This is a genomic window from Ruegeria sp. CJ6 (assembly GCF_056536665.1).
In genome coordinates this window covers 958,392-971,167 of sequence record NZ_JBQFQB010000001.1, presented here as the reverse complement: position 1 = coordinate 971,167, position 12,776 = coordinate 958,392, and the positions used below count along the sequence as shown (strand labels likewise).

The following is a 12,776-nucleotide window of genomic DNA, read 5'->3' as shown; positions in this document are numbered from 1 at the left end:
TTCAAATCAAATTGGCGGGAATTCGCAAGGAGTCCGGCGATGCCATCTTTATATCGCCGCTGTCCACTCATGGACAGGCCGGGGCGAGGTGATTGGGCTGATGACCCCCGGCCACGTTGTAGCTTCATGAAAGCGGATGAGAGACACGTTTGCGAAAAGCAGTCGGGGCCTGGCCCGTCCAACGTTTGAAGGCGGTGGAAAACGCAGCCTGATCGGAATAACCGAGCGAATACGAGATTTCGGACAGATGCATACCGTTCTTGATAAAGGTCTGCGCCAGGTCACATCGTAAATCTTCAACAATCTCGCGATATGAAGTGCCTTCGTCAGCCAGGCGGCGAGCCAGTGTTCGAGGGCTTAGGCCGAGCTGGGTGGCGGCGTCGTCCACCTGTACAATTCCCCCCGGCATCGCATCTGTGATCAACCCTTCGATCTGTGCTCGGGTTTTCTGTCTTGGCGACTGTCTTTCGGCCAGCAGGCGTTCACCAAATTCAACCAAATGCGCGCGCAGGCTAGGGTCGTAAGTTGGGATCGGTGTTTCCAGCGAGGGTAGCGACAGGATGATTTCCAAGCGTTCGGCCCCGAAGGTAACTGGGAAACCTCCGATCTTCTGGTAGGTGGCTTGGTGTTGCCCAACTGTGTGCTGAAACCGTATCTCAATCGGATTCAGATTCAACTGAGTCAACGCCCGCATCCGGGCGATCGCGCCAAACAGCAGGAACTCGGTCCGCCGATGATAGCGAGAAAAGCTCGGGTCTTTCCAATCGGCCTCAAGCGAGGCAGCGTTACCTGAAAGGCGCAGATTGAAGGCCAGGGCCGGGTCGATAATGCCATGAAACCGCGCCGTATTCTCGATCACCTGCTTCAGATCACGAGAGTACTTGCTGATATAGGCCGTAATGCTGGAAGAAGAACTGAATTCCAGACCCGCCCGTGCGCCAAAGGTGATATCGCCAAGTGCATCGCAGGCGTGTCGGACAAACAGCGCTTCTTTGTGGGCGCTGCACCTTTTGGCAGGCGGTTCAATATCGCTGCGGGTCAATGCGCAGTCACTCAGGACTTGTTCCACCACGGTCGCGCTTGCGTGATCCTCAAGGGTCCGTGTCAGCAATTGAATGCGTGAAATGTCGACGTCCATCACCCAGCCCAAAAAACGCGTTACTGTAATACCGTTACCCTAGCGGCAAACCGTGGCAATGCGCCAGCCTCGGTGCTGATACCCAGGAATTGACCGCAACTCGCAAAGATATGGCAGAAATGGCCATGTCCGTAGCCTTGGCCAATAGCTACATGACCGGTGTTGTCGGGTCAGCGCCTTTTGGGGAAAAGGTCAGAGCCTGAGCGAGCGGTCCACCAAGCCGTTTCAACGGGTTCCCCGGCACGCCCCTCTCATTCTTCTGGCCAGTCATGTCGCATTGCTGCGGCGCATTCGACGTGACAGCATCACGGGGAACCTTTTGTTATTTCTTGATCTCTCGTGGCTGATGATCTTTCCATCGATACAGATTTGATCGTCTTCGACGGTGAATGCGTGCTGTGTTCAGGGTTTTTTCACTTCATGTTGCGCCATGATCGAGATCAGAAATTTCTATTTGCAACCGCGCAGTCACCGCTTGGGCAGCAGCTTTATACTCTCCTGAACCTGCCGACAGACGAATTTGAAACCAATTTGGTGATCGTCAAAGGAAAGGTGCACCAAAATCTCGACGCATTTGCCGCTGCGGTGCGTGCACTAAATGGTCCGTGGCGGGTATTGTCCTTGTGTCGATACCTGCCGAGGTTTCTGAAGAACCCGCTGTACCGGATGATTGCCCGTAACAGATATGCGCTATTTGGGCGGCGGGATGAGTGCCTAGTTCCTGATCCTTCTCTCCGATCGCGGTTTGCCCAAGATGGATTCTGATCGTGATCCATTCCTGCAGGCGCTGGGTATAGATGAAGCTGTGCCTGGATTGGTCAGGGATTTGCACAGCGGGGAAGGTCGCTACTCTGGTCGATGCAGCATTCAGCGTGGCCGAGGCGTTTTGGTCGCTCTGGCACTTCGCATCGGGCGATTTCCACCTGCGGGCGAAGATTTGCCGGTCACCCTTACGATCCGAAAGCCCGGCGCATATTGGCAATGGGAACGGGATTTCACAGGCCACAAAACGCGTTCACGGATCACTTTTGATCCGCTGTGTGGCATGGTGCGGGAACAGATCGGCGGGCTGACAATATGGTTGCAGCCGGTGCGAACTGATAAGGGGCTGACCATTGAGATCCGCCGCCTCGCTTTATTTGGCATTCCGTGTCCGGGGTTTCTTTTGCCACGTTCCGGATCGACCGAGGCTGAGGACGCACAATTGAGGTTTCGCTTTGACATTTCGGCGACAGCACCGGGATTGGGACACCTGATCCGCTATCAGGGATGGTTAGAGCCTGTTCACGAACCACGTGGGTCAAGCTGACATGATCGTTAGTTCGCTTTGCTGACGATGGCGACGCACTAGTCTATATTTCACATGGAAACAGGAAGATGGTCACGATGAAACAGACAATACTTTGCGCATTTGCAGCACTGCTTATGACCAGCTCTGCGGGCGTTGTCGATGCAGCGCCGAACGGTTATCGAACAGAACCGATGAGCGGCACAGACTTCGAGGTCATTCCAAGGACACGTCAGGATACTGATGGATATTGGTGCGCCGCTGCTGATTTTGCCCGCCGGAAATTGGGTGCTGGGTGGCAGCAACAAATCTACGTTCTGCGCGGCTATGGCCCCAGCGTGACAACGGGACGCCGGACGGCGGTACAGTTCACACTGAAACAACCCGCCAATGTCCCGCAGAAAGGCAGCTTTTCGGTCACAGCCGGGTTCCAGCCGGGTGACAGCATGTCGGTACAGGGCGCAAATGCACGGTGCGGCGTCCGTCCGTTTATCAATTGACCTGCGATGCAGACAGAATTCTCGATCCAGACACAGGGCGTGGGGCTCTATGAGATTACCGCCCCTGTGCGCAGTTGGCTGAGGCCGGTTTCGGACGGTTTGCTGACGCTCTTTGTGCGCCACACTTCTTGTTCGCTGCTTATTCAGGAAAACGCCGACCCCGAGGTGCAGACTGATCTGCGCGCATTCTTTGATCGGCTGGTGCCGCAATCGGATCATCCGTCGATGGCTTATCTGCGCCACACCTATGAGGGGCCGGACGACATGCCAGCCCATATCAAGGCCGCGATGATGCCTGTTTCGCTGTCGATACCGGTGTCAGATGGGGTACCTGCGCTGGGCACATGGCAGGGGATATATCTGTTTGAACACCGCAACGCGCCGCATGAAAGAAAGGTCGCTGCGCATTTTGGGTGACGCTTTATATTGGGGTGGAAAATTCCGACTACCCAAACTCTAGAGGCTGTCCTATAGTTGTGGATAAGTAAGCCGCAGCGCTTACAAAAAGTGGCCAGCTAGGGACGAGGAGACGGCGGATGCGCTGCCCGTTTTGCGGAAATATCGATACTCAGGTCAAAGATTCACGCCCGGCAGAGGATCACGTCGCGATCCGTAGACGACGGTTCTGCCCGGCCTGCGGCGGACGGTTCACCACCTATGAACGCGTGCAACTGCGTGATCTGGTCGTCATCAAAACCAACGGTAAGCGCGAAGACTTCGACCGCGACAAGCTGGAACGCTCGATCCGTATTTCGATGCAGAAGCGGCCCATTGATCCCGATCGGATTGATCAGATGATCTCCGGTATCGTGCGCCGTCTTGAAAGCATGGGGGAAACCGATATCCCTTCGAATAAAATCGGTGAAATTGTAATGGAAGCGCTGGCCCGGATTGATACGGTCGCATATGTTCGCTTTGCGAGTGTGTACAAGAATTTCCAGGCGGCCGATGATTTCGAGGAGTTTGTCCACGAGTTGCGCCCGCCGCAACCTTCGACGGATGAGTGAGCGATACAGATAAGCGATATATGGCGCTGGCCCTATCATTGGGGCGGCGCGGCCAAGGCACCTGCTGGCCGAACCCGTCCGTCGGGTGTGTCGTCGTGCGCGATGGACGCATCGTTGGTCGCGGCTGGACGCAGCCCGGGGGTCGTCCGCATGCAGAACCTATGGCTCTGACGCAGGCGGGTGAGGCCGCGCGAGGTGCCACCGCTTATGTTTCGCTTGAACCCTGTTCACACTACGGAAAGACGCCGCCCTGTGCCGAGGCATTGATTGAGGCCGGTGTTGCCCGTGTGGTTTCGGCGATCGAAGACAGCGATCCTCGGGTCGCTGGGCAAGGGTTTGCCATGTTGCGCGAGGCCGGGATTGAGGTCACCACCGGTATTCTGGCGGAACAGGCGGCACGCGACCACGCAGGGTTTTTCCTGAAAACCGAGCAGGGCCGCCCGTTTGTGACTTTGAAACTGGCCAGCAGCTTTGATGGACGGATTGCTACGGAAACCGGGCACAGTCAGTGGATCACAGGTCCAAATGCTCGCCGCGCAGTGCATGCGATGCGTGCGCGCCACGATGCGGTGATGGTTGGGGCAGGGACAGCGCGCGCCGATGACCCGTCGCTGACAGTTCGTGATCTGGGCGTGCAGCATCAGCCGGTGCGCGTGGTGGTCTCGCGCCATCTAGATCTGCCCTTGATGGGGCAACTTGCGCGAACCGCGTCCGATATCCCTGTCTGGCTCTGTCACGGCCCCCACCCAGACCCCGAGCGTGCGCGCGCATGGGAGGGGTTGGATGCCCGTCTGATCCCTTGTGCGCTGGATGGTCATCACGTGGATGCGGCTGATCTGTTGCAGCAGCTTGGGCAGGCCGGATTGACGCGTGTCTTTTGCGAAGGCGGATCAGCATTGGCTGCATCTTTGCTAAAGGGCGATCTGGTCGATGAGTTGGTCGGTTTTACAGCGGGGCTGACCATCGGGGCCGAAGGTCTGTCCGCGATCGGGGCACTGAGGCTTGATACTCTGGATACTGCCCCCCGATTTGATCTGATCGAAACACGGGTCGTAGGCGGCGATATCCTACATCGCTGGGCGCGCGTGACGCACTAGCCTTCAGCGCCACCAATGCGCATGCGTCGCCAGTGCGCCCTGAAATTTGGACAAGATGCGATTTACGGGTCCGGTAAGGGATGGCGTACCCTGCGCAAGCCGTTCGACCGCGATTTCGACGGGGCAGGTCTGTCCCGTCACCGGATCGAGATAGCGGGGGTAGTCAATCAGCGTTGCGTGCACCAATCCCATCAGCGAAGGCCGCGCGCCACGTCGCGCAGGCACTGCCCCCAGATCACTCGTCAGCCCCCAACCGGCATAGAAAGGCGCACCGAGAGTGGTGACCCGGACGCCACGCAGCAAAGCCTCGAACCCCAGCAGAGAGGTCATAGTCCAGACCTCATCCACCTGTCCAAGCAGGGTGGCAGGATCGGTGCCTTCTACGATGACATCGGCCAGATCGGTTTCGATCTTGCCGTCGCGCAGACCAGCTTCGACATCCGGGTGCGGTTTATAGATCAACACAGCGTCGGGATTGGCCTCGCGCGCCGCGCGTAGCAGATCGAGATTGGTGCGGATATTGCTTGTTCCCAGCCGGATCGAGGCGTCATCTTCAACCTGACCTGGCACTAGAACGCGACGCCCCTTCGGTAGGTCCGGGGCGGGGTGGCCGATGTTGTACTTGCTTAGGCCCTCGGTCAGCAGCCGGGCTGTCAGCCGCTCGGCGCGGAGCCTCTGATCAGGGCGCAAGGTTTCGCGCGTGGTGATCCATTCTTCCAGGCGGCTGGGATGCGTTGGATCGTAGTAGATGCCGATATCATCGGTCACCAGCGACAGCGGTGGAACCAGCTCCGCGCCCAACCCGCGGGATCGTAAAAAGCCATCCTCAATCCGGGTTGCATTCAGCGTCTCACCGGCTCGGCTGACCCAGACCATATGGGGTTGTTTGGTGTTCTCTGGCTGCTCGGCCACGAAACGCACCTTATGGTGCTGGCCGAAAATGCGTTGCAGGTGGCGGCGTTTCCATACCCGCATCCCGGAGGCGGTCCAGCCTTTGTGGTCCTGCCGCCAGGCCCGGGTTTGCGCCTCAAGCGTATCGAGCACGCATTCCAATTCGCACAGGCGATCATGGTAGGGATCGTACCAACGCGGATACAAGATCATCGCAGCTGCAAAAAGCTGCGCCCGCGTAAGGTTCCGTTGGCGACGGAGCAGGGGTGCATCATCTTGCGTCAGCCCCCACCCAGCGTAGAATGGTTGCCCGAACACGCGAGGTTTGTGCCCGGCCAATATCGCCTCAAATCCCATCTGCGAGGACAGCGTGTAAACCCCGATGGCCCCTTCAAGCAGCGACCATGGACTTATCGGGCTGTCGAGGATCGATATTCTGTCACTCAGATCCTGATCGGAAAAGTATCCCTTGCGGTGGCCTGCCGTGGTTTCGGGGTGGCTTTTGATGAGGATGCGCGCGCCGGGGTTTTCCTCTTGCGCGATTACCAGCATCTCGCGGAACCGTGCATAGTCGCCGTTGCTTGCGGTGACGGCAGCATCTCCCTGCGACTGGTCGATCACTAGAACGTAGCCAGGATCGGGAGGCGTCAGATCAAGGTCAAAGGCCGAGTATTTGCTCAGATGCAGCTCTCGGATGCGCGCGATTGCGCCTCGCGCGCGATCCAGCAGGGCGGTGTTATCCAGCGGATGCGTGGCTAACAGAGTTTCCAGATCCGAAGGCACACTCGGATCAAAATGCAGACCCGATCGATCCAACAACAGACCCATGGGTGCCTCACCGCTTCGTCCAGGGTGTAGAGACCTGAGGAACGCGTCTTCGACCCTCAGGACGGGCACATCGCGTTTCTGCGCGATACCCATGCCCCGATGGGCTGTCGGGCTGTTGCCCCAAACCCCGACCAGATCGTCTGGCTGTGGCAGTCCAAGCCGGATGTCATACCCGGCCAGAGACACTATACGACGCAGCCGCGACTGTGTCAGGAACCCACCGTTGTAAACAAAAAGCCGGGAGCGTTCGCCCCCGGCCGTGTTCTCCGGTTCAGAGAGCATTCATCAGTTACCCGTAAGCGTCGCCACATTCGCAAATGGCGTCAGACCTCCAGCAATCAGCGAGACAGATTTGCTCCACTGTGCATATGGGGCCTCGGTGACGTATATCGTGTCATCGTCTCGGATCACGAAATCGCGGGCGATGAACAGGCCATTGGGCGCGGTCAGGTTCAGCAAATAGATCATGCGCTGATCACCCTGTAGCTCGGGACGTCCCATGACATTGCGCGCCACATCCTGCCGTTCCTCACGCAGAACAAAAATACCGGTCGGGTCTGAAGATAGCGGCTGTAGGCCTCCGACCTGAGCCAGCGCCTCAAGGGCAGATAAGTCCTGACTTTCAAAGGCCACGCGGGACTGTCCACCGGTCGAGCCCAGCGCGATGTATGAGCGGCTGTCCTGTTCGACCAGAATGCGATCGCCGCCGCGCAGGGCGATATCGGTTTCCGGGTTGCGGAACAGATCGTCGTACCAGATGGTTCCTCTTTGCTTGCCCCTGATCACAGTGACCAATGCGATATCGGATGCAACTGCCACCCCGCCTGCTTGCGCGAGCATGGTCGACAACGAGCCAGTTGGTCGCTCAATCGGATAGATTCCCGGCGCGCCGATAGTTCCGGTCAGAGAAACGGTCGACCCATCGCCCGGGGTACGCGACACTTGGACCTGCGGATCCGGAGTCTGTTCCTCCAGCTTCGAGGAAATTAACGTGCGGAGCTGTTCGGGCGTATTGCCCGCTGCACGCAGCCGCCCTGCATAAGGAACAAATATGTAACCTTCGCTGTCGACCTGCACCTGATCCAGAACGGTTGCGCCACCGGCTGCGGAACTTAGCAACCCATCCTCGACATTTTCCCAGATGCTGAGACTCAGAATATCGCCGGGGCGTACGGTATCGGATGCGACGCTTTGCGCGCTGCGGAAGGATTTCGAAAACCCGTATTGCGGAATCACCGATGTGGCCCGCGCAACACGGTCGTCGACCTCAACCACAAAGGCGTTACCCCCGTTTTCGACCGACCCGGCTAGAATTTCGTTTTTGTTCGGCCCGGATTTGGGAAGCTGGCATGCTGCCAGCAGGCCAAGGGTCGCCACAAGGGAAACCCCCCGGATCCATCGGGTAGGAAAGCGCTGCACTGCCGATTTACCTCAATCGTCTTTGTTTTGTGAAGGTTACCCGCATCGCTTCGAAACATCCAGCAGCAGGTTGCCCGCGATCATTCAACAACGCGCAACTGTGGCGTTGTGGCCTCTTTATCGGAGAGCAACCCTTGATAGGGGTCCTGAGCCGATAGCATCATGTCAGCCGCCCGCCGCAGCAATTGACGACGCCCTTGGCGAGAATAGAACCCCCCGGGGACTTGGCAGGTTTCCAGAAGAAATTGGCGATAGGCCCGATAGGCCTTGCCGCCCGGGGCATCTGGCTGGGCAAAGAATGCCTCAATCGATTGCCGAGATACGAATTCGGGCTTGTCATAAACCGACTGCCCAAAAATTCGCAAAGGTATGCCACGCCATAGAACCTGCTGGCCTGCCGTGGAATTCACCGTCACGGCGGATTTTGCATCGTCTAGCAACCTGGCCAGCTTACCACCGGGCACATAGTGAATTCGGTTTGTGATGCCGTGCTGTGCTGCAAGCTGGCGCGCCCGCAGCCGCAGCGGTTCACGGTGGTTCTCAAGCGGGTGTTCCTTGATGACAAGGTGGTGATGCGCAGGGGCGCCTTTGGCGAATCCGGCGATCACTTGTTCGAGAAAATCGGACATACAGGAAAAATCCGAGTGGTATTGGACCGAGCTGTCATGCCCCAATTGAAGCAACACAAGATGGTATGGAAAACCGCTCCACCTGACCTGTGCTGTGGCCCAACCCCGCTGTAGCCTGTGAATGGGCATCAGACTCAGACGTTTGAAGTACAAACGAAACTCTTTCGAAACCGGCAGCTCTCGATGTGGTCGGAATTTCTGATATCTGCGGTTCAGAAACAGCACAAACCAGTGATAGAGCGCACCGTAAAAGATGTGCTGGCGCATATCCCCCCAATGGGAAGGCGGTGGGGGCGCATGCCCTTCGGACTGTTCCAGCGCCGTCTGCATCTGCGCCACATCCAGTTCCATCAGGCGTGAGTTTCCGTTCGACCCGTTTCGTTCATAGGTCACCCACCAAGGGCGCAGGTAGCCTTCTTCAAACACATGAACAGTGGTCCCGCGTGCTTTGGCAATCTCAACTGCGCGTGCATGCACGGGCCGGGTGTCGCCATAGAGCACGATATCGGTCACACCATGGTGGGCGAGCAAATCGCTGAAGGTTTCTGGCCAGTCGTCGGGCGCACCGCGATACGGAATATAGCTGGATTTTTCGCCCCAGAAGGCCTGATCACCCGCGTTGAAGCCAACCCGCCAGACCTGGGCACCCGCAGCACGCAGCATCCGACCAAGCGCGTTAAAGAACGGGCCATGCGGTCCCTGTAGAAACAGGAACACACGCCGGTCGGGGCAAGCGGTCAAGGGTGCCATGCTATCTGCTCGTCTAGTGGCCTTGTGGTGCGTTTGTATAAAATTATGCCTCTTTGTCGTTTTCACGGCAAGGCAGGGCTTGCCGGTGGGGCTGTGTGCCTTTACCTCGGCTGTTGAAGCTAGGTTCAGAGGGTTAATGATATGTTCACAGGGATCGTCACCGATATTGGCACCGTTACCGAACTGGACCAGCAGGGAGACCTGCGGGCACGGATCAAGACAAGCTATGAAACGGCGGGCATTGATATTGGCGCTTCCATCGCAAGTGATGGCGTCTGCCTAACCGTCATCGCGTTGGGCGATGATTGGTATGATGTGCAGATCAGCGCTGAGACGGTTTCGAAAACCAATCTGGACAGTTGGCAGGTGGGCAAGCGCGTCAATCTAGAACGTGCCTTGAAAGTCGGGGATGAATTGGGAGGGCACATCGTCTCGGGCCACGTGGATGGCGTGGCAGAGGTGGTCTCTGTGATAGACGAGGGTGACAGCACGCGGGTGACATTGCGGGCGCCGGCCAATCTGGCCCGGTTTATCGCTCCGAAAGGGTCCGTCGCGCTGAACGGCACATCGCTGACGGTTAATGATGTGGACGGGTGTGACTTTGGTATCAACTTCATTCCCCACACCAAAGAGGTCACCACATGGGGTGACGTCTCGGTTGGTGATCGCGTGAACCTTGAGATCGATACTCTGGCCCGATACGTCGCGCGACTGGCCGAGATGTCCTGACCTTCAGGTGGAAGGTCCAAATTTGGCCGTCAGCCTCTTGGACAGCCACCAGAAGCATGAAGCCAGCAGGATTGAGACATACCCGTCGATGGCGTAGTGCCAGGCGAGGTGAACCGAGCCTAATAAGATGATGAAGGCAAACACCGACAGCGCCCAGCCGAGCCAGCGCGAATAGGTGAAGCCGTAGAACGCCAGAAGCACGGTAGAGGCAACATGCATGCTGGGCATCGCCGAGATTCCGCCTGCTAGCCCATTATTCCGATAACCATCCAACAGCATTTCATGCACATTCAGCGCCCAGACCGGGCTGATTTCGTGTGATTTGCGTAACAGCTCCATCTGCGGAACGAAGTCAGAGCCAAGATTGAAGGGTTCGTAGTAAACGGGACCAACCGAGGCAAAGATGGTTGCAATCACATTGCCGCCTACAAACCAGCACAGTGCAAACGCTACCAGAAAAACGGTGCTGCGGTTCGGGTCACTGCGGTCCAGACAGGCGACGCAAACCGCGATGTAAATCATGGGAAACCAGATGTGATAGGCGCCATTCACCGCTGTGGTTACGATCGGGGATCCCAAAATGGGCCATAGCAAGGTCCACGGATCGACGCCGCCGTGCAGAAACCGGTCCCATTGCACAAATTGCTCATCCCAGAGCGTCGGGTTCACAGCATGTATTTCGTTCTTCAGGAAGGTATAGGTCAGGATAAGTGCGACGATGCTGAGAAAGCAGATAACCGCATCGGTCGCTTTTTCAACATCTGCCATCTTGGATCGCAGATCTTGCAACATCCATTGAATTGGCTTTTTGGGTCGCACGACGAACATGGCAACGCCAAGTCGCCAAAGTACGAAATTTGCGAACATGAAACCAAGCAGACGAACTGAGATGACAATCAGGGAAGAGGTCGAAAAATCCCAATATGACCGTCCTACATAGATGCTAACGGCAATGGCATAGACCATCTGCAGTGCAATGAGTGATAGCAGCAGCCTGTTTCGCCGAAGGGCGCTTACACGCACGAAATTTGCAGCGGGCAGATCAGCGGTCTTAGACACTGGGCTCAAATTCTCGTCTAGCTAGGACATTATACAATGACTGGTGCCCAGGATATCAGGCGATCCAAGGGCCCAATTGGGGCAATTTGTGGACAAAGTTCACGCAACCGGCCTAAAGGTTCAACTATTGGCAACAATGCTCAGAAAAGGCCTAAGTCAAAACTGGCGCATAGGATTGGTAAACTGAGTTGGCACCAGATTTCATCGCTGGCCCTATAGCGCTGGGCATATCAATCTATCTCGCAGTGCTTACAGGCTGGTCTTTGCGTCCACTCTGGTCTATCCCGCCATTCAAACCCGTTGTGCGAAAGGCTGCCCTATGAGTTTTGAAACCCCCGGACCGGTAGAGGCCCAATTGCGCGAGGCGATCAGTCCGATTGAAGAGATCATCGAAGAGGCCCGTAAAGGCCGGATGTACATTCTTGTGGATCATGAGGACCGCGAGAATGAGGGTGATTTGGTGATCGCGGCCGAGTTCGCTGACGCAGAGGCGATCAATTTCATGGCGACCCATGGGCGCGGGTTGATCTGCCTGCCGATGACAGCGGAACGGATCGACAGTCTGGGCCTGCCGATGATGGCGGTGAACAACTCGTCGCGTCATGAGACAGCCTTCACCGTGTCGATAGAAGCCCGCGAGGGAGTTTCGACGGGAATATCGGCCGCTGATCGCGCGCTGACTGTGGCGACGGCAATCAATGAGCAGAACACAATGGCGCATATCGCGACACCTGGCCATATCTTCCCGCTGCGCGCAAAAAGGGGCGGGGTACTGGTGCGGGCGGGGCACACCGAGGCCGCCGTTGATATCTCGCGTCTGGCCGGGCTGAACCCCTCGGGCGTGATCTGCGAGATCATGAAGCCCGATGGCACAATGGCGCGCCTGCCTGATCTGGTCGCCTTCGCCAAAGAGCATGACATGAAGATCGGCACGATCAGTAATCTGATCGCCTATCGCTCGCGTAACGACAATCTGGTGGTTGAAACTTCGCGCGAGACAGTGAATTCCGAATACGGTGGCGAATGGGAGATGCGGATTTTCACCGACCAGACCCACGGTATCGAACACGTTGTCATGATCAAGGGCGACATCACAACGCCCGAGCCGGTCCTGACCCGGACCCACGCCCTGCATGAAGCGCCCGATATTCTGGGTCTTGGCCCGAAATCTTCACGAGAGCTGCCCCGCGCGATGGAAAAGATCGCCGAAGAGGGGCGCGGCGTCGTTTGCCTTTTCCGTCAGCCGCGAAATTCGCTGTATGCCGCAGACGACGAAGGCCCGCGCACGATCAAGCAAACCGGTCTGGGTGCGCAGATCCTGTCCAAGATGGGTATTCAGGAACTGGTGTTGCTGACAGACTCGCCTGAAACCGTGTATCTGGGGCTCGACGCGTTTGGACTGTCAATCGTCGGCACCCGCTCGATCCTCAAGGAAGACTGA

The 12,776-nt window shown here is 57.3% G+C and carries 13 protein-coding genes; 8 read left to right on the top strand and 5 right to left on the bottom strand.

Annotation, left to right across the window (positions count from 1 at the left end; genetic code table 11):
- Positions 1-124: 124 nt before the first annotated feature.
- Positions 125-1,138, bottom strand: coding sequence for a helix-turn-helix domain-containing protein (locus ACR0BT_RS04920; RefSeq protein WP_480762624.1), 1,014 nt, complete (start codon positions 1,136-1,138; stop codon positions 125-127).
- A 339-nt stretch (positions 1,139-1,477) separates the two neighbouring features.
- On the opposite strand from ACR0BT_RS04920, the gene ACR0BT_RS04915 reads away from it, so the two are divergent.
- From ACR0BT_RS04915 to ribD, 6 genes are all read left to right on the top strand, one after another.
- Positions 1,478-1,903, top strand: a complete 426-nt coding sequence (locus ACR0BT_RS04915) for a thiol-disulfide oxidoreductase DCC family protein (RefSeq protein ID WP_480762623.1) — start codon at positions 1,478-1,480, stop codon at positions 1,901-1,903.
- Entirely contained in the window at positions 1,893-2,447 is a 555-nt protein-coding gene (locus ACR0BT_RS04910; RefSeq protein WP_480762622.1) for a DUF4166 domain-containing protein, read from the top strand. Before ACR0BT_RS04915 ends, ACR0BT_RS04910 begins: the two co-directional genes overlap by 11 nt.
- Positions 2,448-2,524: 77 nt before the next feature.
- The gene (locus ACR0BT_RS04905) at positions 2,525-2,926 is read left to right on the top strand and encodes a hypothetical protein (protein ID WP_255612048.1); all 402 of its coding nucleotides are present in this window, start codon (positions 2,525-2,527) and stop codon (positions 2,924-2,926) included.
- Positions 2,927-2,932: 6 nt separating this feature from the next.
- Positions 2,933-3,343: a secondary thiamine-phosphate synthase enzyme YjbQ gene (locus ACR0BT_RS04900; RefSeq protein ID WP_170403327.1), complete on the top strand. Its 411-nt coding sequence runs from the start codon at positions 2,933-2,935 to the stop codon at positions 3,341-3,343.
- A gap of 119 nt (positions 3,344-3,462) precedes the next feature.
- Positions 3,463-3,933, top strand: coding sequence for a transcriptional regulator NrdR (gene nrdR, locus ACR0BT_RS04895; RefSeq protein ID WP_039534475.1), 471 nt, complete (start codon positions 3,463-3,465; stop codon positions 3,931-3,933).
- Positions 3,930-5,030: a bifunctional diaminohydroxyphosphoribosylaminopyrimidine deaminase/5-amino-6-(5-phosphoribosylamino)uracil reductase RibD gene (ribD, locus tag ACR0BT_RS04890; RefSeq protein WP_480759046.1), complete on the top strand. Its 1,101-nt coding sequence runs from the start codon at positions 3,930-3,932 to the stop codon at positions 5,028-5,030. Before nrdR ends, ribD begins: the two co-directional genes overlap by 4 nt.
- A 3-nt stretch (positions 5,031-5,033) precedes the next feature.
- On the opposite strand, the gene ACR0BT_RS04885 is transcribed toward ribD, so the two are convergent.
- The 3 genes from ACR0BT_RS04885 to ACR0BT_RS04875 form a co-directional block, all read right to left on the bottom strand.
- Entirely contained in the window at positions 5,034-7,031 is a 1,998-nt protein-coding gene (locus ACR0BT_RS04885; RefSeq protein WP_480762621.1) for a capsular polysaccharide biosynthesis protein, read from the bottom strand.
- A 3-nt stretch (positions 7,032-7,034) separates the two neighbouring features.
- Positions 7,035-8,168, bottom strand: coding sequence for a polysaccharide biosynthesis/export family protein (locus ACR0BT_RS04880; protein ID WP_170396306.1), 1,134 nt, complete (start codon positions 8,166-8,168; stop codon positions 7,035-7,037).
- 80 nt (positions 8,169-8,248) lie between these two features.
- Positions 8,249-9,547, bottom strand: coding sequence for a capsule biosynthesis protein (locus ACR0BT_RS04875; RefSeq protein ID WP_480762620.1), 1,299 nt, complete (start codon positions 9,545-9,547; stop codon positions 8,249-8,251).
- A gap of 141 nt (positions 9,548-9,688) precedes the next feature.
- Here ACR0BT_RS04875 and ACR0BT_RS04870 point away from each other — a divergent pair, with 141 nt between their 5' ends.
- Complete coding sequence (locus ACR0BT_RS04870; RefSeq protein ID WP_170396310.1) at positions 9,689-10,276, top strand: riboflavin synthase; 588 nt, start codon at positions 9,689-9,691, stop codon at positions 10,274-10,276.
- Between the two features lie 3 nt (positions 10,277-10,279).
- Here the strand turns inward: ACR0BT_RS04870 and ACR0BT_RS04865 are convergent, their stop codons facing one another.
- Complete coding sequence (locus tag ACR0BT_RS04865) at positions 10,280-11,335, bottom strand: phosphatase PAP2 family protein (protein WP_480762619.1); 1,056 nt, start codon at positions 11,333-11,335, stop codon at positions 10,280-10,282.
- 319 nt (positions 11,336-11,654) lie between these two features.
- On the opposite strand from ACR0BT_RS04865, the gene ribB reads away from it, so the two are divergent.
- Positions 11,655-12,776 carry a 3,4-dihydroxy-2-butanone-4-phosphate synthase gene (gene ribB / locus ACR0BT_RS04860; RefSeq protein WP_480762618.1) on the top strand — a complete coding sequence of 374 codons (1,122 nt, stop codon included), beginning with the start codon at positions 11,655-11,657 and terminating at the stop codon, positions 12,774-12,776.

Coding starts and splice junctions, on each gene's coding strand:
- ACR0BT_RS04910 (WP_480762622.1), top strand. CDS start 1,893: ATGGATTCTGATCGTGATCCATTCCTGCAGGCGCTGGGTATAGATGAA.
- ACR0BT_RS04875 (WP_480762620.1), bottom strand. CDS start 9,547: ATGGCACCCTTGACCGCTTGCCCCGACCGGCGTGTGTTCCTGTTTCTA.
- ribB (WP_480762618.1), top strand. CDS start 11,655: ATGAGTTTTGAAACCCCCGGACCGGTAGAGGCCCAATTGCGCGAGGCG.
- nrdR (WP_039534475.1), top strand. CDS start 3,463: ATGCGCTGCCCGTTTTGCGGAAATATCGATACTCAGGTCAAAGATTCA.
- ACR0BT_RS04905 (WP_255612048.1), top strand. CDS start 2,525: ATGAAACAGACAATACTTTGCGCATTTGCAGCACTGCTTATGACCAGC.
- ACR0BT_RS04920 (WP_480762624.1), bottom strand. CDS start 1,138: ATGGACGTCGACATTTCACGCATTCAATTGCTGACACGGACCCTTGAG.
- ACR0BT_RS04870 (WP_170396310.1), top strand. CDS start 9,689: ATGTTCACAGGGATCGTCACCGATATTGGCACCGTTACCGAACTGGAC.
- ACR0BT_RS04900 (WP_170403327.1), top strand. CDS start 2,933: ATGCAGACAGAATTCTCGATCCAGACACAGGGCGTGGGGCTCTATGAG.
- ACR0BT_RS04885 (WP_480762621.1), bottom strand. CDS start 7,031: ATGCTCTCTGAACCGGAGAACACGGCCGGGGGCGAACGCTCCCGGCTT.